At 55.2% G+C, this 25,959-nt stretch carries 16 protein-coding genes; 7 read left to right on the forward strand and 9 right to left on the reverse strand.

What is annotated here, in order from left to right:
• Positions 1–51 precede the first annotated feature (51 nt).
• Entirely contained in the window at positions 52–1,158 is a 1,107-nt protein-coding gene (locus J7380_RS18465; RefSeq protein ID WP_170356329.1) for a sugar ABC transporter substrate-binding protein, read from the reverse strand.
• A gap of 139 nt (positions 1,159–1,297) precedes the next feature.
• Between J7380_RS18465 and J7380_RS18470 the strand changes: the two genes are divergently transcribed.
• Positions 1,298–2,050: a TetR family transcriptional regulator gene (locus J7380_RS18470; RefSeq protein ID WP_247742630.1), complete on the forward strand. Its 753-nt coding sequence runs from the start codon at positions 1,298–1,300 to the stop codon at positions 2,048–2,050.
• Between the two features lie 273 nt (positions 2,051–2,323).
• The gene (locus J7380_RS18475; RefSeq protein ID WP_209197673.1) at positions 2,324–4,216 is read left to right on the forward strand and encodes a DEAD/DEAH box helicase; all 1,893 of its coding nucleotides are present in this window, start codon (positions 2,324–2,326) and stop codon (positions 4,214–4,216) included.
• A 49-nt stretch (positions 4,217–4,265) separates the two neighbouring features.
• On the opposite strand, the gene J7380_RS18480 is transcribed toward J7380_RS18475, so the two are convergent.
• From J7380_RS18480 to J7380_RS18505, 6 genes are all read right to left on the reverse strand, one after another.
• Positions 4,266–5,546 carry a TRAP transporter large permease gene (locus J7380_RS18480; RefSeq protein WP_209197675.1) on the reverse strand — a complete coding sequence of 427 codons (1,281 nt, stop codon included), beginning with the start codon at positions 5,544–5,546 and terminating at the stop codon, positions 4,266–4,268.
• Entirely contained in the window at positions 5,537–6,079 is a 543-nt protein-coding gene (locus tag J7380_RS18485; RefSeq protein ID WP_209197677.1) for a TRAP transporter small permease subunit, read from the reverse strand. The genes J7380_RS18480 and J7380_RS18485 overlap by 10 nt, the downstream gene beginning before the upstream one ends.
• Positions 6,080–6,136: 57 nt before the next feature.
• A complete protein-coding gene (locus J7380_RS18490; protein ID WP_209197680.1) occupies positions 6,137–7,111 on the reverse strand; it encodes a sialic acid TRAP transporter substrate-binding protein SiaP in 975 nt (324 codons plus the stop codon).
• 67 nt (positions 7,112–7,178) lie between these two features.
• Positions 7,179–8,468, reverse strand: coding sequence for an L-fuconate dehydratase (locus tag J7380_RS18495; protein ID WP_209197682.1), 1,290 nt, complete (start codon positions 8,466–8,468; stop codon positions 7,179–7,181).
• Positions 8,465–9,310: a fumarylacetoacetate hydrolase family protein gene (locus J7380_RS18500; RefSeq protein ID WP_209197684.1), complete on the reverse strand. Its 846-nt coding sequence runs from the start codon at positions 9,308–9,310 to the stop codon at positions 8,465–8,467. Before J7380_RS18500 ends, J7380_RS18495 begins: the two co-directional genes overlap by 4 nt.
• Before the next feature lie 16 nt (positions 9,311–9,326).
• Positions 9,327–10,076, reverse strand: a complete 750-nt coding sequence (locus J7380_RS18505; protein ID WP_209197686.1) for an SDR family oxidoreductase — start codon at positions 10,074–10,076, stop codon at positions 9,327–9,329.
• A 273-nt stretch (positions 10,077–10,349) separates the two neighbouring features.
• On the opposite strand from J7380_RS18505, the gene J7380_RS20610 reads away from it, so the two are divergent.
• The 4 genes from J7380_RS20610 to J7380_RS18525 all read left to right on the forward strand — a co-directional run bounded on the left by J7380_RS20610 (position 10,350) and on the right by J7380_RS18525 (position 19,380).
• A complete protein-coding gene (locus tag J7380_RS20610) occupies positions 10,350–11,123 on the forward strand; it encodes an IclR family transcriptional regulator (RefSeq protein ID WP_209197688.1) in 774 nt (257 codons plus the stop codon).
• A 287-nt stretch (positions 11,124–11,410) separates the two neighbouring features.
• Positions 11,411–12,895, forward strand: a complete 1,485-nt coding sequence (locus tag J7380_RS18515; protein WP_209197690.1) for a hypothetical protein — start codon at positions 11,411–11,413, stop codon at positions 12,893–12,895.
• A 21-nt stretch (positions 12,896–12,916) separates the two neighbouring features.
• Complete coding sequence (locus tag J7380_RS18520; protein ID WP_209197692.1) at positions 12,917–15,586, forward strand: hypothetical protein; 2,670 nt, start codon at positions 12,917–12,919, stop codon at positions 15,584–15,586.
• Between the two features lie 14 nt (positions 15,587–15,600).
• Positions 15,601–19,380 (forward strand): hypothetical protein, encoded by a 3,780-nt coding sequence (locus tag J7380_RS18525; protein ID WP_209197694.1) that lies wholly within the window; start codon positions 15,601–15,603, stop codon positions 19,378–19,380.
• Positions 19,381–19,465: 85 nt separating this feature from the next.
• On the opposite strand, the gene J7380_RS18530 is transcribed toward J7380_RS18525, so the two are convergent.
• Positions 19,466–20,161 carry a superoxide dismutase gene (locus J7380_RS18530; RefSeq protein WP_209197696.1) on the reverse strand — a complete coding sequence of 232 codons (696 nt, stop codon included), beginning with the start codon at positions 20,159–20,161 and terminating at the stop codon, positions 19,466–19,468.
• Positions 20,162–20,322: 161 nt separating this feature from the next.
• Positions 20,323–21,252, reverse strand: a complete 930-nt coding sequence (locus tag J7380_RS18535) for a LysR family transcriptional regulator (protein ID WP_209197698.1) — start codon at positions 21,250–21,252, stop codon at positions 20,323–20,325.
• Between the two features lie 248 nt (positions 21,253–21,500).
• Here J7380_RS18535 and J7380_RS18540 point away from each other — a divergent pair, with 248 nt between their 5' ends.
• A complete protein-coding gene (locus tag J7380_RS18540; protein ID WP_209197708.1) occupies positions 21,501–25,892 on the forward strand; it encodes a CHRD domain-containing protein in 4,392 nt (1,463 codons plus the stop codon).
• Positions 25,893–25,959 lie beyond the last annotated feature (67 nt).

Here is a 25,959-nt window from a genome sequence, read left to right on the forward strand (position 1 = left end):
CAAGTCGGACCCGAATGTACGAGCCGGCTCTGAGACCGGCTCGCAATCACATTATTTATATTGAATTTGACCGTTCGACGTGGACCAGAAATCTTTCCAGTCATAGGTCGGGACACTGTCCAGATACTCGGCCTTGAACGCTTGAGCGTCTTCTGGGCGGACCATGATGGTCGGGCCATAGAATTCGCGGTGTTCGTTTGGTTCGTCAGAGGGCTTGAAGTGGCCCGTGGCCGCGTAATACGCCAATGCCGCCGTGATACCGCCACCCCAGTGCGGGTTGGTGAAGACGGTGGCCAGGATCTTGCCCTCGCCCACCAGCTCAACCGCCTGCGGGTTACCGTCGTAGGATACGATGGGCATATCTTCGATGCCTTCCGCGCGCAGGGCCTCGAGCACGCCGTAAGCAATGGTGTCATTGGCGCAGTGAACACCCTTGATGTCATCCCCATACCGGGTGAGGAAGGCGCTCATGACCTGATTGGCTTTTTGCGTATCCCAGTCGGCGGGCTCTGCCGCCAGCAACTCGGCATTCGGGTAGTCTTTCAACGCGTTCTTCAGACCGGCCAGCCGCTCGATCGCTGGGTTGTTCGAGGCGATACCGCCCAGATGAACAACGCCACCGGAACCGCCCATGGCATCCAATAGAATGCGCGCGGTTTGCTCGGCCGGGCCTTCGTCGGACCAGCTCATGTGGCTGACATAGTTGTCGCCGAAATCCCAGGGGTGCAGGTCGTCGGTCTTGTTCCACAGGGTCGAAACATAGGCCCCTGCTTCGACACAGGATTCCACAACCGGTCGCGCATTCGGAGCATCGTTGGTGTCGATGGCCAACGCGAGTTCGCCATTTGTCTTGGACAAAAGTGCTTTTACATCCGCCAGCGATTTCTCAGATGAGCCTTCGTTGATCAGGTGCGTCAGGAAATCCTTGGGTTTACCCAGACTTTCGACAAAAGCTTCGCCGCCGGACACGATCTCATTCCAATAGGGGTTCGTGCGATTGCGATAAGACCAAGCAACAGTTGGGTCCGTGATGGCAGCACGCGCCATTCCACCCAACATGCTAGAGATTGCTGCACCGCCAACACCATATGCTGATGCCAGCAACAGGTTACGACGGGTTATCGTCTCCTGCGCGATATAGTTTTTGATGAACGACATATTTTCCTCCCATTACGATCTGCACCTTGGGTCCGCGATTGATGACCCGGTTCGGACGCGCGGCATTGATCGCGGCTATGCACGTCTTTAATGCACTAACTAGTTACTTCTTTACGAAATGATGTGTCAAGCGTTAAGAATGATGGAAAACAGGGGGCAAACGCTCATTCAAAACAGATGTGGCTACACCTCTGCGGCTCATCAGAGTAATAGAAAGGTTCATCAGAAGGGTTTAGCCGTGGCCGAAATACCGAAAACAAAAAAGAAAAGAGACGCCGAGGCGACCAAGTCCAGAATCCTGATGGCCGCCAAAAGTGAGTTTGCCAAACGGGGTCTGGGTGGCGCACGCGTTGATGAAATCGCCGAATTGGCCGAAGCCAACAAACGCATGCTGTACCACTACTTTGGCAGTAAGGAAGACCTGTTTCGAACCGTATTGGAGGAAGCCTATCTGGATATCCGGAAGGCCGAGCGGGAATTGAACCTCGAAGATTTGTCCCCGACTGATGCACTGGAAACCCTGGTGCGGTTCACTTGGCAGTATTATCTTGATAATCCTGAATTTATTACACTGGTTAACAGCGAAAACCTGCATGGCGCGCGACACATAAAATCGCTTGGTAACCTGCCAGAGACCATGCGCGGTCTGGTTGGAATGGTAGACGAAATCCTGGTAAAGGGACAGGCTACAGGTGAATTCAGAAGCGGCATCGACGCTGCTCAGTTGAATATCACGATCGCCGCGATTGGCTATTATTACCTGACAAACCGGCATACGGGATCGTTTCTGTTCGGGCGCGATCTTATGGAAGAAAAGGCGCTGGACGAACGTTTGGCCTTCAACATTGAAACTGTTTTGAGGTTGGTCCGAGCTGACTCGCAGGGGGATTGAGAACCTCATTTGACTAGTCGCTTTCCGCCTTAAATCTTTTGCAGTGCGGCCTTGAAGAAGCAGGTTCTTGCCACTCACTTTGAAAAGTGACCAACCTGCCGTGACTGCGAAAACCCACCTGTTGTGCAAACAGGCTCCTAGGTTCGCAAGCGGTCGGACTGCACATTTTCCGCTCTATACATCCTCAACTTCTGTCGGTATGAGCAGCGCTTCGATTATGATCCGTGTGTTGGACGCTCTGAGGGTGACAGCATCACCCAGGAAAGCTGAACCATGAAACAAACGCTCGAAACTGCGCTGAAGCGCAAGGGATACGACACTCTGACCCCCGTCCAACAGGCCGTCACCGCGCCCGAACTGCAGATGCGGGATATGTTGGTGTCGGCACAAACCGGATCGGGTAAAACCATCGGGTTCGGTTTAGCGATTGCCCCAACCATTCTGGGCGATGCACAGGCGTTTGACACAGCGGATACGCCCTTGGCATTGGTCATCGCACCGACCCGAGAACTTGCAATGCAGGTTAAGCGAGAGCTGGGGTGGCTTTACGCGGATGCCGGTGCATACATCACGTCCTGCGTTGGCGGCATGGATATGCGGGATGAACGCCGGGCCCTGTCCCGAGGCGCACATATCGTGGTGGCAACACCGGGGCGCTTGCGGGACCACATCATGCGCGGCTCGATAGATCTAACGAGCGTCCGCGCCGTAGTTCTGGATGAAGCTGACGAGATGCTGGACCTCGGGTTCCGCGAAGATCTGGAGTTCATTCTCGAGCAAACCCCAACCGACCGTCAGACCCTTTTGTTCTCTGCGACCGTGCCACGCGCCATCGTCAGCCTGGCAACACGGTACCAACAAGACGCTCAGCGTGTCAGCACCGTCAGCGAGCGTACACAACACGCCGATATCGAATACAAAGCCATGAGCGTCGCCCCACGCGACGGCGAAAACGCCATCATTAACGTACTGCGGTATCACGAAGCCCCCAACGCAATCGTCTTTTGCAACACGCGTGCCATGGTCAGCCGTCTGACCGCCAGATTGTCGAACCGCGGATTCCCCGTAGTCGCGCTGTCAGGCGAGTTGACACAGAGTGAACGATCCAATGCCCTGCAAGCCATGCGCGACGGACGCGCCCGTGTTTGTGTCGCCACAGATGTTGCCGCGCGCGGTATTGATCTGCCGAACCTGGATCTGGTGATCCATGCTGAACTGCCAAACAGTCATGAAACCCTATTGCACCGTTCTGGCCGGACCGGGCGCGCGGGGCGCAAAGGCGTCAGCGCACTGATCGTTCCCCCGGCTTCATTTAAAAAGGCCCAGCGTCTGCTCAAATTCGCCAAGCTGACGGCTGAATGGGGCGCCGCACCCTCTGCCGAAGAGGTGAACGCACAAGACCTGCAGAGAATGTTCAACTCAGATGACTGGCAATTGGACATCTCCGACTCTGAACGTAACTCCGTGGATGAATTACTGTCGAAGTTCTCACCAGAACAACTTGCCGCGGCTTATGTCCGTCAATATGCGCGACAACATTCTGCGCCCGAGGAACTAAACGAAGTCAAAGAAGCTGGACCCAAACCAAGCGCTCCGTTCGGCCCGAGCGTCTGGTTTGCATTGTCCGAGGGACGCAACGAAAACGCGTCTCCAAGATACCTGCTGCCGATGATCTGCAAAGCGGGCAACATTACCAAATCGGACGTCGGAGCGATCCGCATCGCTGAGACCGAGACATATATCGAGATCCGCGAAAGCAGCGTTGCGGGTTTTCTGGAGGCCATCGGTCCCGAGATGACGATTGAGGGTACAAAGGCAATCGTTCAACTGGACGCCGCCCCCGATTTCCACGCAACGGGCAAACCCGGCCTAAAGCGCGGCGAAAAAAGCAAGAAGGGATTTGCCAAAACCGGTAAAAAGCCCCCGCGCAGTGTCGAACCTAAACCGGCCAAGGCGTGGAAAAAGCCCGAGCGAAAGTCCTCTGACACGCCGAAAACCGACGCTAAACCCAAGCGCGACTCTGGCAAGGCTGGCGATCAGGCGGCCAAACCTCCGCGTCGCCCAAAAGGCCCGCCGCCACCAAAGGGCAAACCGAGCAGCAAGAAAAATCGCGCGCGCGCTGCGGCGGCAAAAGGCGGCAATGCTATGCCAAGGCGAGCCAAGTAAAGTTCGAGCCGGCGATCAACGGCCGGCTCAAAACTTGTCCAAACGCTCCTTACGAGCCGTACAAAAGGTTCGGCAACCACAGAACCAGCGAAGGTACGAAAGTCAGCAACAGCAAGACCGCCAACAACGGCACCAGAAACGGTAACGTGGCGCGTACGCATTGTTCGAATGGCACCTTCGAGACGCGCGACAGCACGAACAACACCATGCCCACCGGCGGAGTCAGCAGACCCAGCATCAGGTTCAGGATTACGATGATGCCCAGATGCACTGGATCAATCCCGAACTGCGCCGCTACCGGCATCAGCACCGGCACGAGGATGGAAATCGCCGCGATGGTCTCCATGAACAGGCCCACGACCAGCACAACCGCCATGATCAACAGCAGCACAACGGCCTTGCTTTCGGTAAAGGACAACACGAATTCTGCGAAATGCGCGGCGACCTGATTGGCGGTCAGGATCCATGCGAACACCGAGGCCGCGCCGACGATCATCATGATCGCAGCCGTCGTCTCGATGGTTTCCAGCGAGATCACCGCCAGCTTGCGCGGAGTCAGGGTGCGATAGACGATGGTGCCCAGAAACAGCGCATAGGCGGCAGCCCCGATAGCGGCCTCTGTCGGAGTGAACGCCCCCGAAACGATCCCGCCCACGATGATGACCGGGGTCATCAGCGGCAGGAACGCGGCCCGAAACCGGGTGGCGATGACCGAGGGGCTAAAGCTGACATCACGCGGGTAGTTGCGCGAGCGTGACATCCACCAGATCATCGTCGATAGCGCCGCTGCCATCAACAACCCCGGAACAATCCCGGCCACAAACAGCTTGCCAATCGACACCGACGCCATGACACCAAAGATCACCAGCGGCAACGAGGGCGGGATGATCGGCCCGATGGTCGACGAAGCGGCAGTGACTCCGACGCTGAAATCATCATCATAGCCTGCCTCACGCATGGCCTTGATCTCGATCGCACCAAGCCCACCCGCGTCGGCCACGGCAGCGCCGGACATGCCCGCAAATATGATGCTGGCGCCCACATTCACGTGGCCCAGACCGCCATGCATCCAGCCGACGATAGCGCGCGCAAACCCGAAGATCCGCGCGGTGATCCCGGCCGAGTTCATCAATGCGCCCGCGAGTATAAAGAAAGGAATGGCAAGCAGCGGGAAGCTGTCCATGCCATTGACCATGTTGTGCATCAACAGAACCGGCGGCAGGCCGGAATACAGGATGTAGGCAAACGAGGACAGCGCGAGCGAGAAAGCGATCGGCACCCGCAGCAGCATCAGGCCGAACAGCGAAACGAAAAGAATAGTCAGACCCATTTGTCTTCACCTTTTGCAATCTGCTTCAAACGCGAGACAATCTGCCATGCGACGACGCACAGGTTTGCCCCTGCCAAGGCCATGACGCATGCGTGCAGGTAGTATTTCGGGAAAGGCAACGAGACCATTTGCTGGAACGATGTCCTCTGGATCAGCTCCCACGCGGACCACATGATCACAGCAAAAAGAACGAAGGTTGCCGCCAGCGCAAAGATATGGACCCAACGCAGGCGGAACCCATAGTATTTGTCGACAAATTCCAAAACGATGTGGCTGCCGACAACCTGACACCGGATCGCCCCGGCAAAGCCCAGAAGGATCAGCAGATACCGCGCGGCCTCTTCCGTCCAAGCGACTGAATCGTTCAGCACATAACGCGTGAAAAACTGCAAGAAGACTACACCAAACAGCAACCCGAACAGGGCCAGTAGACCGTAGTCTCCGATTGTGATGCGGAAATTCTGGAAATGAGCGTCGTCTTCGGCGGCCAGCGCGTCAAAGTCGATCTCGGGCGGGGTTTCGGTCTGGGTCATTCGGGGCCACCTTGTGCGGTCAGAATGCGCCCGGCGCGAGGCCGGGCACAGTCTTGATTAGTCCTGGATTGCCTGAAGACGTTCAAACGTCTCAGCATCCCAAGGCACGTCATTGCCGGTCAACAGCGGCGCGACGGCGGCCATGAAAGGTGCGCGATCCACCTCGTTCACGGTTACACCCTGTTCACGGAACCAATCAGCCAGTTCAGCCTCGGACTGAACAATTTCATCCGATGTGCTCGAGGCCGCTTCGGCCAATGCGTCAAGCAGCGCCTGCCCGTCATCGCCCATCTTGCCCAGCGTCACAGGTGACACCACAACCGCAAGCGAATTGGTGATATGTCCGGTCAGGTTGATGTTCGACTGCACCTCGTAGAACTTTTTGAACTGGATGGTGGGCAGCGGGTTTTCCTGTGCGTCTACAACACCTTGCTGCAAGGCCAGATAAACTTCGGCAAAGGCCATGGGTGTCGGGTTTGCGCCGGTGGCCTTGGGGAACATCTGATAGGCAGGCGCGTTCGGAGTACGGATTTTCAGCCCGTCCATATCTGCGGGTGCCAGGATCGGCTTGTTCGAGGTCACATGGCGCGCGCCGTAATAGGTCATTGCCGCAACGGTATTGCCCGAGATGTTTTTGTATTCTGCCGCCATTTCATTGAACAGATCCGAGTTCACATAGGCTTTCCAGTGATCATAGGACCGCATGGTGAACGGATAGTCCGAGATGCTGATCGGGCCATAGGACTGACCCAGAAACGCCACGCCGGTATAGATCGCGTCAACCGTACCCAGCGACAACGCCTCGTTCAGCGCGGCCTCTTTGCCCAGTTGCGAAGCCGGAAAGACCTCCATCTTGTAGCGTCCGTCGGTCTTTTCTTCCAACAGCTCGGCCGCACGTACAGCCGCTGCGTGATAAGGCGTCGAAGCCTCATAGACATGGCCAAACCGCAGGGTTTCTTGTGCCAGGCCAGCCGATGCGCCAAGCACAGCGATACAGGCGGCCCCAAAGGCCGTTTTTCCAAAGTTAAACATTTAGGGTAGTTCCTCCAGGTTGATTTAAGATGCCCGCCGGTTTCTTCAGCCCGGTCAGGCGGTTGGTTCATTCCGCCGCCAGTTCCTCTGAAAAGCGGAAGTCTTCGATGGTTTCGGGTTTTATTTCGATCGAAAACCCTGGCTTTTCCGGTGCCATATAGGCCCCGTTCCTCACCACACAGGGATCGACGAAATGCTCGTGCAGGTGATCGACATATTCGATCCGCTTGCTGTCTTTCTCGCCCGAGATCGCGATGTAGTCGATCATGGACATATGCTGGACATACTCACACAGACCCACGCCCCCAGCATGGGGCCAGACGGGCAAGTTGTATTTCGCGGCCATCAACATGACGGCCAACACCTCGTTCAGCCCGCCCATCCGGCAGCTGTCGATCTGAACGATGTCAATCGCGCCTTCCTTGATGAACTGCTTGAAGATGATGCGGTTCTGGCACATCTCGCCCGTCGCAACCTTGACCGGAGCAACGCCTTCGCGGATCGACTTGTGTCCGAACACATCGTCAGGGCTGGTGGGCTCTTCGATGAAGAAAGGGCGTGCAAAGGACAGGGCTTTGACCCAGTCGATGGCCTGATCCACTTCCCATACCTGATTGGCGTCGATCATGATGTTCATGTCTTCGCCCAGAACCTCGCGCGCGATGGTCAGGCGACGGATATCGTCCTGAAGGTCACGGCCCACCTTGAATTTCGTGTGAGTAAAACCAGCATCCTTGGCCTCCTGACACAGGCGGCGCAGCTTGTCGTCGGGATAGCCCAGCCAACCGGCCGAAGTCGTGTAGCAAGGATAGCCTTCAGCTTTCAGCTTGGCGATGCGGTCGGCCTTGCCCGGTGCGGCGGCGCGCAGCATGGCCAGCGCCTCGTCCGGGGTAATCGCATCTGTCAGATAGCGAAAATCGATCAGGCACACGATCTCTTCGGGGGACATGTCGCCCACCAATTGCCAGACGGGTTTGCCCGCCTCTTTGGCCCACAGATCCCACGCGGCATTCACCACCGCGCCCGTAGCCAGATGGATCGCACCCTTGTCCGGTCCGATCCAGCGCAGCTGACTGTCTCCGGTGATATGACGCCAGAAGCGGCCCATATCCTTCGTGATCCAATCCAGCTCCAACCCCTTGACCAACGCGCCAAGCGCTTTGATCGCGGCCACGCAGATCTCATTGCCGCGCCCGATGGTGAAGGTCAGGCCGTGGCCTTCGTGTACGCCATCCGTTTCCAACACCACATAGGCGGCGGAATAGTCAGGATCGGGGTTCATCGCATCCGATCCGTCCAGACTGTCCGAGGTCGGAAAGCGCAGGTCTTCGGTTCGGATGCCGGTGATGCGGGTCATGCGCTGGCCTTTACATCCTGCCGCTGCACGCCCAGTCCCTCGATGCCCAGCTCCATCTTGTCGCCGGGTTTCAGATAGGTCTGCGGGTTTTGCCCCATGCCCACGCCCGGCGGCGTCCCGGTCGAGATCACATCCCCCGGCTGCAGCGACATGAATTGCGACAGGTGCGAGATCACCGTCGCCACACCGAAATGCATCGTCTTGGTCGAGCCGTCCTGATAGCGGTGCCCGTTGACCTCAAGATACATCGGCAGGTTTTGCGGGTCCGTGACCTCGTCGCGGGTCACCAGCCAGGGGCCGATAGGGCCAAATGTGTCGGCCGACTTGCCCTTGACCCATTGCCCCGAGCGGTGCAGCTGAAAGTCACGCTCGGACAGGTCATTGACCACGCAATAGCCCGCCACATGATCCAGCGCGTCTTCTTCCGAGACGTATTTGGCCTCTTTTCCGATCACCACGCCCAGCTCGACCTCCCAGTCGGTCTTGACCGAGTTGCGGGGGATTTCGACCGTGTCATTGGGGCCGATAATGGCGGATGTGGCCTTGAAGAAAATCACCGGCTCGGCGGGCAGGTCCATGCCCGATTCCGCTGCGTGATCAGCATAGTTGAGGCCAATGCAAATGAACTTGCCAACCTGGCCCACACAGGCGCCGATGCGCGGGTCGCCCTCGACCAGCGGCAGGGTTGCAGGGTCGATCGCGCGCAGACGTGCGAGGCTGTCATCACTCAGCGCGGCGCCTGCGATATCACCGACTTCGCCCGACAAATCACGGATCGCGCCGTTTCCGTCCAAAAGCCCCGGCTTTTCCTGACCCGTGGGTCCGTAGCGCAGCAGTTTCATCTAAGTCTCTCCTTGCTCACACAGTCCAGCCGCCGTCGATGGCGAAAGTCTGCCCTGTAGTAAATCCACTTTCATCGCTTGCCAGATAGGTCGCCAGCGCTGCAATCTCGTCTGCATGGCCAATCCGGCCCATCGGTTGCCGCGCGATGAAATCCTTCAACGCCTGATCGTAATCACCCATCGCGCGCAGGCGATCGTGCAAGCTGGGGCTGTCTACGGTGCCGGGGCAAATCGCGTTGCAACGAATACCGTCTGTAATGAAGTCCGCCGCGATTGATTTGGTCAGCCCGATCACTGCGGCCTTGGACGCACAGTAGGAAAACCTGTTTGGCACCCCTTTGATCGAAGACGCCACCGACGACATGTTGACGATTGAACCACCGCCCTTGGCAACCATTCCGGGGATAACCAGCTTGGCCAGCCGGAACATCGCCTTGACGTTCAGATCAAAACTGAAATCCCATTGCGCGTCGTCGCATTCCAGAATGTTTCCGGAGCCCACAAATCCAGCACAGTTGAACAGAATATCTACTTCACCCGCAGATGCGATTGCTTCGGCCACCGCGTCAGCATCCGTAACATCCAGATTGACCACCGAGACGCGTTCGATAGCCTCAAGTTCGGCCAGCGTATCCTCGTTGATGTCGCAAGCAATAACTTCAGCGCCTTCGGCCACGTATTGTTCAACACTTGCGCGGCCGATCCCCTGCCCTGCCGCAGTAACAACCGCTTTTTTTCCGGCCAGGCGGCCTTTTCTTGGCTTCATTTTCCTCGGTCCCAAAATTCTAGTCATGCAACAAGTCACATTCCCCAGAACGCGCAATTGCTTTGCCAGCTCTCAGCCATCCGGCTTCTAACCTCATTGGGTCAGCAATATTTCACATTCTCAGGCTTGGCAGGCGCCGTGCCTCCTAAAACTCCGGCGCGCTTGATTCCTCCACGTCTGTTCATATTTAAATCATGTATTCACTAATAAATCAACATTGACATTTTGCAGTCGGCAAAACGATGCTTTATGCATTCGCCCTAGGAGGAAGACGTGGTGGAACAAACCGAAAAGTATCGTGCGCCAGCACTCGAAAAAGGCATTGATATTATTGAACTTTTGTCACTCCACGGGGATGGGCTGACACAAGGTGATATCGCCCGCGCTCTGGATCGGTCGCAAAGCGAAATCTACCGAATGCTGTCCACCCTGGTCCGGCGCGGCTACGTAATTCGTTCCAAAGACGACGACCTGTATTCGTTGAGCCTAAAGATGTTTGCGCTGTCGCAACGCCACCCACCGGTCGAGCGGTTGTTGGAAGTTGCCACACCCAAAATGCGCGTGACGACACGACGCGCCTGGCAGTCCTGCCACCTGAGTATGGAAAGCAATGGTGACATCGTTGTGGTGGCCTCGGTTGCGGCACCAGGTGACTGGGTGTTCTCGTTGCGCGTGGGTACCGTCATGGGGTTGGGAAACACCGGGACAGGTCGGGTCATGGCCGCCTTTCGCACAGATCAACAGATTGAGGCTCTTCTGGACATCCACCGGCTGGCGCGAGGCGAACCACAAATTGACCGGGGCGAATTCATGGAACATGTCGCCCGCATCAGAGAAGTTGGCTACGAAAGGATGCCATCTGCAACTGCAGTCGGTGTTACCAATCTAGCCTATCCTGTCTTCGATCATGAGGGCTCAGCAATTTGCGCTATTAACTGCCCGTATGTCGAACGCATCGATCAGTTGGACGTACCTTCGATAGACGAGGTGCATCAGCTATTCCTCGACCTGTCTAAAGAGCTTTCGGCCTATTACTCGGGCCGTTGAAGAGTAACGCTTTCCGCCACAATCCCCTGCTGTCGTCCTTGCGCCGCCAAGCCACAGCGACAGACTTGAACGTCGCGTCCACCGCACCGAAAAATGATAAGCGTACAGGCCAGATAGGCTTTTATTCTGTTGTTTGGAAGCAACGTAAATCTTGTCAGCGTATGGGTGCGACGAAAGCTTTAGTCCTGATGCTTAGGGATTTTCGTGAACTAACGAGAGCTGATTAAATCAGCAATTAAGTTGAATTTTGAGGTGATCTTTTGTCAAATCGTTACGTGGGGGAAGCCATGGCGATTGACAAGAAGAAAACAAAAGAACTCAAGGGGCATTTTGCGGCTGCTCGAAAGCGGGAACTGAATTTTGCGATCTGTCTGGGCAAGACGACTGAAAACCTGGTCTTCCTGGTCGATCGCATTTTGGCACCCGACGCTTTGACCAAACGCGCAAAAAGCGAAGGTGAAACACAAAAACTTTCCTCTGGCACAATGTGGTGCGACGGAAACACGCTCAACCTCCATTGCCAAAGTGACGTAGTCGCGCAACTGGCCAAGAAAACGAAAGAGTTCCTTAAACTTGCCGAGGCTCCGATGCGGGTCGAAGTCTTCGGTCCGGAAGACAAACCTGAAAAACCAGTGTTCAATACCGAGCCTGCTGCAGATGACGCCGACGATGATACTGCGTCGGACCCTGACGCCATTGAATGGAAGTCGTTAAAGGACAATCTGACCCCTGACGTAGCCGCGTTTCTGAAAGCCGGCAAAGGAGACGTGTCCAAAATTCGCACGGCCTGGGGTTATGCCCTGAGGATAGGCGATGAGGAAAATGACTATCCAGGGGCAATCAAGGTCGCAAAAAGGCTCAGGACGGCGCTGCAGACCCCAGTTACCTCGGATGATGGACAAGACGCAAAACCTGTCGATCTCAACAAGAAGCGCTGGCAAATCGGATCCGAAAAATTCGCACCTGTTTTCAAGTCCGCTGTAAATGCGGGTCTTCTCGATCCCGACAAGGCCAACCCTATCTGGGACAAGGCCGAAGCCGCGGCTAAGACAGGCAAATATTCCGATGCGCTCAAGATCCTAAAAATCCTTTCCGATAAGATCACTGCGGCCAAAAAGGCAGGCATAAATACTGCCAAGCCGGAAACAACGAATGGGACCGATCCAACATCCGAATTGCAGCGGGTTGCCAAATTATTGAAGTCGGCACTGGACGAAGGCACACAAGGGCTTGAGAAAGCACTGCACACATTCGCGGCCTCCAAGGCCATGGTCGCGGGTGGCGATACAGCGGCGGCTCTTATCCAGCTTGAACAGGTCGAAAACGCCATCGCACAGGCAAAACGACCGGATGAACCTTCCGCAGGTCTAGCGTCTGAAACAGAAGGTAAAAAGGTCGCGGCCCGCATTCGCAACATCTGGGACGAAGCCCACCGGGACGTATCTGGCCAGATCGATAAATTGAGGCAAGAATTGTCTGCCTTTGACGACCCAAATTGCCAGACCCTGTCGGAAAGCGGTCTGACCGGTTTTTCTGAAAATCTGTTCGTTCAATTGAACGCCGCCTTCATCGAACTGGACCGCGCGAACGAAACGCGCCTGCCAGATGCGTTGGATACAGCAGAAAAAGCCTTTGACGACATGGCCGGCTTTTTGTCGAGCAATCCGGCAATCAAGTTGATCGACACGAATGATCTTGGGGTCTCCATGTCTTTGGGCGCGGTTCTGCGTGATGCGGTTACTAAGATGAAACAAGTCCTGAGGGCAGGTTGATTTTCAAAACGGGGGGCCCGCATGCGCGGCGAAAAAGACGAAGATTGGCATGAGGCCAGAGCAAAGGATTTCGCAGCCAAACTGATGGCGGCATTGCGGCTGAAAGCCGTTGTAGTTCCAAACGCCGCCAATGTTGAGGAGCAAATCGCCGAGGCCTCGGAGGCGCTCTATTCCCTTGCGGATGACGGAACCGATTTCGAAAAATTCAAACGCGGGAATTTCACTTTCACAGACAAAGAGATTGACGCATTCGACTTGACGACGAATGAGGTCAAACTGTTGAAAGCCTGGCGCCACCCAATAGATTTTCGCGCACGTCAACAAGATGAAAAACTGCTCAAGAAGAAAATCAAGGCGCTCAATACTTCTATTGATCTTAAACTGAAAACCATCAGCGCTGATCTTGCGGAAGAAGACGATCGGTTCACAAGACGAGGCCAGCGGGTACTGAAACGTTCGGCGAAACTGGCAAAAAAATTGTCAGAAGCGGGTCGGTATAGCGATGCACAGGCCGTGTTGAATGGGCTTCTGTATCTTGAGACCTTGGAAAAGCTGGCATTGTCTAACGAAAAACCCGCAGCTGCTCCAAACGGAGAGCTTCAGGGCAATTCAGATGTGAAAGTCAATGTCGCCCAAGCCGTTGACGAGCGAAAATCAACCGAGGAATTGGCTGAAGAGGCGAAGGAAGATCAGCTTGAACACACAGCGCGCGAAGCGCTGGCGACACTGAACTACCTCAAGGACATGCACGCTGCCGCAGGACAGCTGAGCCGCAGGTATGCAAACGACAAGGCGCAAACCAAAACCAAGGCTTATAAAGCCCTGGTCGATTTTCAGAGCGCAACGAAGCGCTACAATCTGAAATGGAAAGACTCTGATGATGTCTTGAGCCACTTCGGCAACGATCCGTCGAAACTTAAAGCCTGGCAAGATAAGGCGGCCAAGCATATTCATACCGGAGAAATCATCCTGAAAGCCGTGTTCCGAAAAAGCGCAGAATCGCATGAAAGCGCTATCGGAAATTACCTCAGCGTGAAAGATCACGAGGTTCAGCAAAAAGAGGCCGACGCAACCGGACACGGCAAGATCAAAACAGCGCGCGGGGTCTCGGGCTTGCCTCAGGAGATTATGAAACCGTTAGCCGCCAAGCTTGAGGTGTTACAGATGCTGGCTGCTTCAGAGGAATTGGGGCAGGCAGACTTCCTTCTACTTCGAGATTTTGAAAACCAAATCTCCGAGGATCTCGATATTCTGAAGGAGCATTCTGATAACTACAAGGCTTACGAGAAATGCGCAAAACGCTACGAAGCCCTTCTCGAACATCGGGTGATTAAGTATTCAGACTTTGCAAAAGAATATTTCCAGGATGAGCTGGACCTGCAAAACCGTAACATCAAGGACCCAGAAAAGCTGGCTGAAGCCTTGAAACGATTGCAAAAACACGAAGATTTGCTGAAGGCTCGTATCAAATCTCTCGAATCCTATCGAACAGACTACAAAGACTTCAAAGATAAGTTCGACAAAGCCAAGAAGGATAAGACCAAGGCGTTCATCGCTCAGTTCAAGAAGACCCTCAAAGTGTTTTGCGATAAGCTTTCGACAAAGAACGGCGAAAACACCATCCGCGGCTTAAAGATTGACTCCGAGACGCAAAAATCCCTGGAACAGGCCGCCGACCGCGAAGAATATGCAGGTTTGTACGACAGGTTGTTCGACGGAATTTGGGGAGAAGTCGACATCGGCAAAAACAGCTCTGTTAAGAAAGCTGACCGCAAGTTGGATAAACTGACCGAACGTATGGACCGGAAGATAAACAGTCTGGCTCGAACCGAAAAAGCACTTTCCGGGCTGCCATCTGGGCAGCTGAGTGTGGATGAGCTGACTGGCAAATTGAAACGTCAAGACGCCAGCGCCCTGGCTAGAACTATCTTGGACGTAAACAACTCAGGCGACCTCAACGACAGGCTCAACAAGTCAGAAGCAAACTTTAAAGAAGCGCAAGAGACCCTGAAAAACTTCGTCAGCAAGGAAAAGAAAAAGCTGAAAGGGGCTGCACGCGACAGTTTCGAAAGCAATGAGGTTCTACTCAAGGCGTTGAAAACACGCGCCAAAACCGCCGCCACCCCTGAAGATTTCGATGAATTAACGATTGAGGCTGAACGTCTGCTATCAGAAGCACGTGATTTCGCTGAAGCAAATGTGCCTTTGAAGATGTCAAAAGATCAAACCTCGAATGAAAAGTTCGCTTTGATTTTGCAACGTCTCCGTGACAGCCTTTCTCCTTTTTACGACGGGCTTGAAGCTTTTCACAAAGAACATGTTCCGGCGGTCGCGAAGAAAGCCCGGAAGGTCAAAGATGAAGACCCGACCGCCAACGCCTTTGTCAGTCTTTACGACGCGAATAAAAAGAATATTGGCACCGTGGCCGAGCAGATCGAAGAACGGATGGACCTCGATGACAGATGTGGCGACCTGATAAAACGGTCCAAGGGTCTGGGCATGCCTGAACTGATCGCCCTGCGCGAAGAAGCCTTTACCGTGATCCGAAGAAATCGACGGTTTCTGGAAGAAACAATGATCGGCGGTCTGATCAAGACAAACCCCTTCGACAACGGCCGCCCTGTGCGCCGCCTGCTGCATTTTCTGGAAAAGACCGAAGCCGACTTACTCGCCGAAGTTAAACAGACCTAAGCCAGGAGAGCGAAATGTCATTTGAAGCAGAACGTGTCTGGATGACGAAGGTCTTCGGCGACGGCGGCCAGTTAACTCAGAATCTTCAAGACGAAATCGACAATCTCATCGCGCGTGAAAAGGCCATTGAGGCGCTCAATTCCAGTGAGGATTTCGGAGAAACAAAACAGGCGCTGCGCGACGGTCTGCGTGAATTGGGTCTTGTTGTCGAAAGAAAGAACCACGGCCTTGACGCTGCAATGGCGCTTTCCAACCCAGCGTTGGGGATGGCTTGGAACGCGGCAGACGTAAAATTCCCGAAGACCATTAAAGTATTGGCGCAAGTGGACGGAGACAAAGTCCCGGTCGAAATCCAGGACAGCGAATGGGACAGTTTTGCGGATCGCGCGGGCGAGTTTGTAGGCCTCAAGAAAGGTGAGGAGACATTCGAATTCAAGTCCGAAGCGGCGGCCACCGCGATCCGCGAAATCTTTGACATGTTGCGACCGCTGGTTGAAAAGTCGAACGAATTGGCGGCGATGGTCGACAAAAAAGGTGAACGCCTGTTCAGCGACCGAGATATCGAAAAAGAACTGTGGACACCATTGGTTCGCGAAGGGGTTATTCCATCAAACCTTGTCCCTGACAGTTTCTCGGAAAGCATGCAGGTGTTCAAAAATGGGGCCGCCGTCTACACTGAATTGATGGCCCGCGAAGAAGGCAACGAGATGAAGGTGGCAGGGGTCGACAAGGCGCTCCGCCGTGGCAAGCTGCTGTTAACGGCGGCTAACCTTGGAGCCGGTCAGGCGCTTCACTACGCCAATATCTCGATCACCGAAGCCAGTCGCGAGGATTTGGCGAAGTTCATCAACTTTAAAGAAGAAAACATTGCTTTAGATGAGGCCGTGGATATCGGCGATATTCCGGACGGTTACGACGAGCTGGTGATAGAAGGTAAAACCATCGCCGAAATCAGGGAGATGGAGAAAGAGGACAGGCCCGAGATCACCGAGGTCGACCTAACCAGGGCCAAATACCTCCAGGACAATCCAAACGAGGAAATTTCCTATCAGGAATGGTTGGATCAGGAAGAAACGTCCCTGTCCGAGCAAATCGAAGCGCAAACCGACCCCAAAAAACTTGAACTGCTCCGTAATGAACAGGACGGGGTTCGATACGAGAAGAACCGGCTCAAGTTCGGCGGGCTGACGATCAACGACGAAAAAACCCTGGATGAGCTGGCCGCCGATGACGAGAAAGTCACACAGTTACAGCTAACGCGCGCCGAATTCGACGCGCAAAAGAAAGATGGAATAAAGGACTACGACAAATGGCTGGACGCGCAGATCAAAAGTGCGGAAGGCGAGGAAAAAGAGAAATATGAAGCCGCGAAACTGACACAGCAATATGGCAAGTTCGTCGCCCAAGACGCCGCGCGCAAATGCGGGGCCGCAGCCGCGTTAGGAGCGGTAGAGGCCGCTCAGGCCTACAGGGCGAAACAGGAAAAACGGCGCGATATAGCTATTCAACTGGCGGGGGCCTTTGCTGACTCTGTCGCGGCAGGCATCACTAGCGCAACCGAAGCAGAAGACCTGACCACGAACGCAGATACCCAGAACCGTCAACACAAAACCAAATTCGGGATATTGGCAGGCAAAGCGGGTTTGAAAGCGGTTTCCAAACTCTCTCAGGTCGCCGAAGGTAGGAAAACCCTGAAAGACCCCCGCGAGCTTGTGGTCGGAGCCATTGCCGATATCTGCGACGCTGCGGGCGAGTCGATGTCAGCATCGGGAACCAAAGGCGAAGACGGTGGCTGGGGCGACACCGGAAATGACAGCCGGGATGAGGCATCCTCCTGGGGCATGCTGGCCAAGGGAATGGGTCTTTCGGTTACAATGATCGACAAGATGGTAGCCGCCGCGCAGAAAGGCGACTGGGACGATTTCGCCAAGCAAGTGGTTCTTTTCACGACCTCTGGCCCGTTTACCGGAACAGCCGGGTTGATCGGTGACGCGGTCCGTGACGACAAGGATGCCGATGACATCGAGGCCGGCTGGGGTGGCCACGGCAGCGACGCAGATTTCGCCGTCACCGCCAGAATTGAAGAAGAACATGCTGAAGGCCAGTCCGAATTCGGGATGAGCAAATACATGGCCACAGTCAACGACCAGCGCGACATTATGGAGGAAACACGAGACCTCTCTAAACAGATGGCTGATGAGAGCTTTCGCAGGGACAAGGTCAAAGTTCAAAAGGCATATCAAAAAATTCGGGACATGGCCAAAAAGCTGAACATCCCCGAGGATCAAAAGGACCTCAAGCTGTTCATGTCGCTGGATCCGGGCAAGCTTGACCCCGAAACGGTCGCAGACGCGATTTTCAAAATGCTGTCTGTTTGCGATCGCGCTACACATAATGATGTCCGCGCTGTCGCCAATATGAACCTGTCAGAAGAAGATGAGGACAAAATACTTAGTCAGATGGAAGCTTTAGGCGATCGCGTCGAAAAGCTTCAGGATGACCCCTACCGGGACAACCCGGAAACCGAAGACGAAATTCGCGGTCTCTACGACGACATCTCGAAAACTCTGCTCAAGGATCCCAGCTTCCGCGCTGCCATCGAAGCCGACATTGAGGAAGAAGACGCTTGGCTTGAAGACCTCAAGAAGCAGGCGGATTTGAAACGGCTGGATAAATTCAACGCTGATCCCGAACTCTACCAGCAAGAATATGAAAAGGCGATGTCCGCAATCGAACAGCTGACGCTCGAGGTGAAAAAGACCGAACGACTTGTCAAAATCGCCGATCAAGCCAGCAAAGGCGCGACAGGTATTATGCTGGCCGCAGTGCCTGCGGCCGGATTAATCGGCAAAATTCGGACCTTGGCGATGGATAGCTATAAACTGCACCGACGACGCAAATCCTTATCCAAGTGGTCCCGCGAAATGAACGCGATCGCCGGAAGCTACAGCCCATATGAACCTGCTGTGGTTGGGGAGCGCGATGCGCTGATCAAAGGCACCATACACGACGCTGCTGAAGTTGCTGCTGATATTGCTGGCGTCGGTGCAGAAGCTGCGCGTCTGGCCGATCAAACTCATGTCGGCGCGGCAGCGATGACCAGCATCGAAAAGATCGGAAAATTCCTGAATAAATTCTGGTTCGAGAAATACTCGCGGGATCGGATAAAAGAGGGATGGGAGTTGTTCCTGCTGGCCCGGGCAGAACCCAAAAACCGGAGGCTGGCTCGTCAGGCGATCAAGGTCAACACGACGCTGGGCAAGTGTGTACTGGCTTATGGAGCTTGTATAGACGGTGACGCACAGGCGCGCCGGGCGTTGCAAAGCTGCGGGCTGACCCCCGAGGTGTTCGAGGATTCCGATGACGTATGTCAGGGTGTCGTCGAATATCTTCGCGCGGCATTGCAGGACAAGGAATTTGAGACCATCGGCTCAAACGCGGATGTCAGCTGGCTACCATGCGATATCGAAATGAATATCGAGTCCTGGTCAATGATCAAAGCCAGCGCGGTCAAATTGAAACCAGGATTAGACCCGAAATATTTCAAGACTGCCGAGATCAACGCGCTTTTGTTGGACTTCGAGATTCCAAAAGATGGCGCATCGAAACAGAAACTGCGCGACGCGGCACAGATTGGAAGTGATCTGTCAAAGGCACTGGACAAATTCCGACCGTTGGATACGCAAAAAAACCTTCACTCGCCGATGATCGTAGTCACACAGGAACTGAAACATAACGTAGATGTGGCGAACGATCGCATCATCGCGCGCGTTGCCAAAATCCCTGACGATTGACAGACAGCGGGGAGATACAGAACGCTGAAACAGACCGTTCGACTGTTTCAGCGTTTGAACTTCTGGGCTTCTAATATGATGACAATCAGGCGTTTGACAAACGCGCGTCCACATATTCCCAATTGACAATGCCATCGACAACAGCAGCAACGTATTCTTTACGGCGGTTGCGGTAGTCAACGTAGTATGCGTGTTCCCAAACATCGACGCCCAATAGAGGGAACATGTCGTGTACCAGCGGATTCTCACCATTCGGTGTCGAAAGGACAACCAGTTTTCCCGACGTGTCGACAGCAAGCCAACCCCAGCCGGACCCGAATTGTTTACTGGATACGTTGATGAACTGCTCGCGGAAGGCTTCGAAACTGCCGAAGTCACCTTCGATCTTCTTCTTCAGAGCTCCGGGTACACCGGTGCCGCCAGGGACCAGCATTTTCCAGAATTCCGAGTGGTTCCAATGCTGACCGGCATTGTTCAAAACAGTCTGGTATTTGCCACGATCCGCTGCTGCAGTCTTGATGATGCTTTCAAGAGATTGACCTTCAAGGCTTGTCCCCGGGATCAGTTTGTTCAGGTTGCGCGCATAACCAGCAGCGTGTTTGCTGTGGTGCAGCTCCATGGTTTCCGCACCAATAACGGGCTCCAGAGCGTAGTAGCTGTAGTCAAGGGACGGCAGCGCGTAGGCTTCACCAGCGCTTACCGATTTTGCCAAGGCAGGCGTTGCTGCGACCAACAAGCCCGAGCCGGCAGACGCAAGAAAACCGCGACGTGAGAGAGTCATTTTTCATTCCTTTCCATTGTCTGTCGATGGACCCGACAGATGTCCCTAAAACACCTACGCGGGGGTTTTATTCGGAAAGGTGGATGTACAAATCGCCGCAGTGCCCGACGGCAAACAGGGTCGTATTAATAAATGTTATTCGTTCGGAACTAGCTAATTGATTATTCCAGCTCGACAATATCTTTGCAGATCTTGGTCAGAAATTCAGTTGTCGTTTGGACATGCGGATAAGGCGCGATGTCACTATGGGTTAATATCCATAAGTCCAATGACTGTGTCAGAAAGCCGGGCAAGGCTTCGATAAGATCCGGGTGACCCGCCGCCATGAATTTAGGCAGCGCGGCAAATCCCAACCCACTACGAACGGCCATCAGTTGGGCATTCACATTGTCTGTTCTGGCAGCAACATTGCACTTACCAGTGATTTTACGAAACTCAGTTTCCTGTACAGTTTGACTTAGCGCGCCCGTGGCCACGATGACGTTGTGACCCAGAAATTCCTCTAGTGACCGGATCGGTTCCAAATCGCACAAATATTCTCGCGATGCGTATATGCCGAATTTTACAACACCCAGTTTCTCGCTGTTGACACGGTACGCTTCGGGCTCACCCAGCCGCACGGCAATATCAGCCTCGCGGTTATGCAAGTTGGTTTTTTTGTTCGACAACAAAAGGTCGATCTTGATGTGCGGGTTCAGCGAATGGAATTCGATAAGTCTAGGGGCCAGCACCGAGGCCCCGAACCCCTCTGGCGCAGTTACGGAAACACGGCTGCCCTTAAAGCCAAGATGACCACGGGCCACCTCACCCATATGGCAAAGCTCAGTTTCGATCCGTTGCGCGATCTGCAGAATATCTTCACCGATGGGAGTTAGCGTAACACCGCTAGACCCACGCTCGAACAGCGGCAAAGAAAGAGCCTTTTCCAGCTCACGCAACTTACGCCCTACTGTGGCAGGGCTTTCCGAAAGCTGTGTCGAGGCTGTAGCGATGCTGCCCGAGCGCGCAATGCACACCAAAAACCGCAGCAGATCCCAATCCTCGACGGGAATTTTCTGGAAAGCATCTGATAGCTGGCCGTTGTCTCTCATAGGGTCATACCTTTGGTCATTCCCTATTTTTTCACATTTCCACAGGAAAAAAACCGTCTTCAACTTTACTTGTGACTTCGTGAGGGAAAAAAATTATTCGTTTTAAAGCAGTGTGTTAATAAATAGTTTAGGACCACAACCCAATTGATGATCCCCCCTTCATTTTTGAACAGTTGAGACGGTTTCTTCCAAGCTCAGGTTACCCGGCGTGAGCGCAACAGCGTTTACTTATTAGCTTGGAGTGCAAAATGAACCCCGAAGAAATAATGAACCCGATTATCGAAGGCGACGATAACGACAATCAACTGATGGGAACACCCGGAGACGATATTATCAACGGTCTGGGTGGTGATGATCAGATTGAAGGTCTCGGTGGCAACGATACTCTGATCGGCGGTCTTGGCAATGACATGCTGGACGGCGGCGAAGGTATCGACACTGCAGCCTTCAATGACATCGACGTCCCAGTCGAAGTTGATCTGCCCGCAGGTGAGGCAACACGCGAGACCGGTTTCTCGGTCACGGTCGATGAAGCACCTTTTGTTAACTTTGCTGATCCCGAAGACAGCCTGGTTGACGAAGCGCTGGCCGGAAACCTGTACTATAACATCCACACCTCCGACTTCCCGGCTGGTGAGATCCGTGGTCAGTTGCTGGTCGACGAAAACAACCTGGATCAGGACGGCAACGGTACGCTGACCCTGACCGCAGTACTGGATGCGGCGCAAGAACCTGGCCCGCTGTCCGACTCTCTGGCAACCGGCACGGCGACTGTCACAGTGACCGTCGTTGACGGCGTTGCGACCTATTCGTCGGAACTGTCGGTAACTGGTCTGGCCGTATCTGACCTGCTGACTCCGATCCCAGGCGTCGTTTCCGCGGTCCACCTGCACAACGCTCCTGCTGGCCAGAACGGTCCGGTTGTGCGTGACACGCTGGTTGATGCCGGCGCCGAGCTGGCAAGCGCAGAAGAAGTTTCGGAAAACCCGTCGGGCGTTCTGTCTGTTGAAGACGTAACCGATGCCGTGACCGAAACCGACACTCTGACCAGCATCGAAAACATCATCGGTTCCGACGATCCTGACAACCTGATCGGTGACGAGAATGACAACGTTCTGACCGGTGGTCTGGGCGACGACATTCTGGATGGTGGCGAAGGTATCGACACCGCAGCCTTCAACGACATCGACGTTCCTGTCAGTGTTGACCTGCTTGAAGGAACAGCAACACGCGAAACCGGCTTCTCGGTCTCGATTGAAGACGCACCTTTCGTGAACTTTGCTGATCCGAACGACAGCCTGGTTGACGAAGCGCTTGCCGAAGAGCTGTACTACAACATCCACACCGAGGACTTCCCCGGTGGTGAGATCCGTGGTCAGTTGCTGGTTGCTCAAAACAACCTGGACGAAGACGGCAACGGTACAGTCGTTCTGACCGCGCGGTTGGACGCAGCACAAGAACCCGGCCCGCTGTCGGATTCCGAAGCAACCGGACTGGCGACCGTGACCGTCACTGTTATTGACGGCGTGGCAACCTACTCGTCCGAACTGTCGGTAACCGGCCTGGCCGTATCCGACCTGCTGACCCCAATCCCAGGCGTGGTTTCCGCGATCCACCTGCACAACGCACCTGCCGGTCAGAATGGCCCGGTTGTGCGTGACTCGCTGGTTGACGCAGGTGGCTTCCTGGCAAGCGCCGACGAAGTGTCGTTTAACCCCTCGGGTGTGACCAACATCGAAGAAGTGACCGAAGCGGTCTCTGAAACCGATACCCTGACCAGCATCGAAAACGTCATCGGTTCGAATGACGGTGACGAAATCATTGGCGACGACAATGATAACGTTCTTGATGGTCTGGACGGTGACGACATCCTGCGGGGTGGTGCCGGAAACGACACTCTGAACGGTGGACTTGGCGATGACCTTCTGGACGGCGGCGCAGGAAACGACATCCTGAACGGCGGCGAAGGTGACGACACCCTGCTGGGTGGCGGCGGAACCGACGTCATCGACGGCGGCGAAGGCTTCGACACCAACGACTTCTCCAACATCAACCTGGGTGCCGAAGATCCGACGATCGCAGGTGTTCGTGTCACGTTGAACGCAGATGGCAGCGGTACGGCCGTGTACAATGGCGGTGGCGGAAACGGTCCGTTGATCGAGGAAACCTTCACCAACATCGAGAACATCACCGGTTCGTCCAACGATGACGAGATTGTTGCGACAGGTGCTGCACCGAACACCATCGACGGTGGTGCGGGTGATGACTTCATCGCCGGTGGCGGTGGTCTGGATGACCTGAGCGGTGGTGAAGGTATCGACACCAACAGCTTCCAGGGTATCGGAGCCGAAGTGATTGCAGATCTGGCAACCGGAAGCGCATCTTACGCGCCGAATGAAAACGTCACGATCTTCGAAAACTTCGACGGCTTTGAAAACCTGGATGGGTCTGCCAATGACGACCAACTGTTTGGTGACAGTGGCGCCAACACCCTGACCGGCAACGACGGCAACGACCTTTTGGTTGGCCGCGGTGGCGACGACATTCTGGAAGGCGGCGAGGGCAATGACGTCCTGCAAGGCGGCGGCGGTAACGACATCACCGATGGTGGTGAAGGTATCGACACCGCAGATTTCCAGGACATCGGGTCTTCGGTCACAGCCAACCTGGCGAACGGTACTGCAACCTACGCAGCACCGAACGGCAATGCGATTGCGGACCAGCTGATCAGCATCGAAAACCTGACAGGCTCTGAAAATGACGACTTCCTGACTGGTGACGATGGTGACAACCTGTTGGCCGGTGCTGCTGGTGACGACGTCATCAATGGTGGTGCGGGCAACGATGTCATCCGTGGTGACGCGGTTGGTGACGGCGAAGCGATCACCGTTACGGTAACCAACACGCTGGGCGAAGGCGGAACCTTCCTGACTCCCGTCTGGTTCGGTTTCCACAATGGCGAAGACTTTGACCTGTTCACCGAAGGTGAAGCGGCCAGCCAGGGTCTGGAACGTCTGGCAGAAGATGGCAGCGTCGAAGGCATTGCGGCTGAATTCAACCAGCAGGTTGGTGACAACGGTGTGGATGCGACCATTCTGGGTGGCCTCGGTGCGCCGGGACCGATTGATCCGGGTGAAACGGCCAGCTTCACGCTGAACGTCAACACGGCTCAGGTTGGGCAGGGCTTCTTTACCTGGGCAACCATGGTTATCCCGTCAAACGACGCCTTCCTGGCCGTGCCGGATGACGCCTTGGCTGATCCGATCTTCGACGAAGAGGGCAACTTCCTGGGGCCGCTTGTCATTGAACGCTTCGGCAACGACGTTCTGGATGCAGGCACCGAGGAAAACACGGAAGAAGACGCCGCCTTCCTCAACCAGACCGCGCGTGATCAGGGTATCGACGAGAACGGTGTCGTGGGTCAGCACCCGGGCTTCAACGGCTCGGAAGGCAACCCCGATGGCGAGCCCGTCAACATCCTGGGTGGCACAACCGCCGCTGGCACGATTGTTGACCCGATCGAAGGTGACTTCACCCGCAACAACGGCCAAGAGCAGCTGCTGCGCATCGTGATCGACATTGCCGAAGGTGGCGATGACGAGCTGTTCGGTGGCGCAGGTGACGACATCATCGACGGTGGTCGTGGCAACGACATCCTGGATGGCGGTGCCGACAACGACACCCTGATCGGTGGGTCCGGTCGCGACACGTTCACGTTCCGTCGCGGAACGGGCTTCGACGTCGTGGCTGACTTCTCGACCAGTGTTGAAGACGGTGACTTCCTGGATGTATCGGACTTCGGTGTCACGCAGCTCGAAGAGCTGAACATCACGGCCGATGGTGAAAACACCATTATCGACCTTGGCAATGGTGATCAGGTCACGCTCGAAGGGGTTGCCCCGAACGAGCTGGTCGCTGAGAACTTTGTCTTCGCCGAAGAAGTGGTTGTTGCACCCACCAACGAAGACGACGATCTGGTTGGCGGCGTCGGTGACGACGAAATCGAAGCCGGTAACGGTGACGATGTTGTCGAAGCCGGTGCAGGCAACGATGTTGTCGACGGTGGCAATGGCGATGATGATCTGGACGGCGAAGCCGGAAACGATCAGCTTATCGGCAGCAACGGTGACGACGATCTGATCGGTGGTCTGGGCGACGACAACCTGGATGGCGGCAACGGCGATGACCTTCTGGAAGGCGGCGAAGGTGCCGACATTCTGGACGGTGGTCGTGGTGACGACATCCTCGACGGTGGTCTGGGCAACGACATGATCGAAGGCGGCCGCGGCAACGACATCATTGATGGCGGTGCAGGCGACGACGAGATCTGCGGCGGTACCGGTGATGACATCATCAACGGCGGCACCGGCAACGACCGTCTGGAAGGAAACCGCGGTGCGGATACCTTCGTCTTCGAAGCCGGACTGGGTGACGATGTCATTGCTGACTTCGAAGCCTTTGCCAACGGCGACACTCTGGACCTGACCTCGGCAGCGTTCGATCTCGATGAATTCGCGGATCTGGCCGCGGTTGCGTCGCAGGACGGTGATGACGTTGTCATCGACCTGGGTGCCGAAGGCAGCATCACGCTGCTTGGCGTCCAGCTGGCCGATCTGAACGAAGACAACGTTCTGGTCTAACCCAAACTCGGCGGCGGCCTAGACGGTCGCCGCCGTTCCATTCCTTTATGTCAGAAAGAGGGCCACC

It is taken from the genome of Ruegeria sp. R8_1 (assembly GCF_017743815.1).
Taxonomy (GTDB): Bacteria; Pseudomonadota; Alphaproteobacteria; order Rhodobacterales; family Rhodobacteraceae; genus Ruegeria; species Ruegeria lacuscaerulensis_A.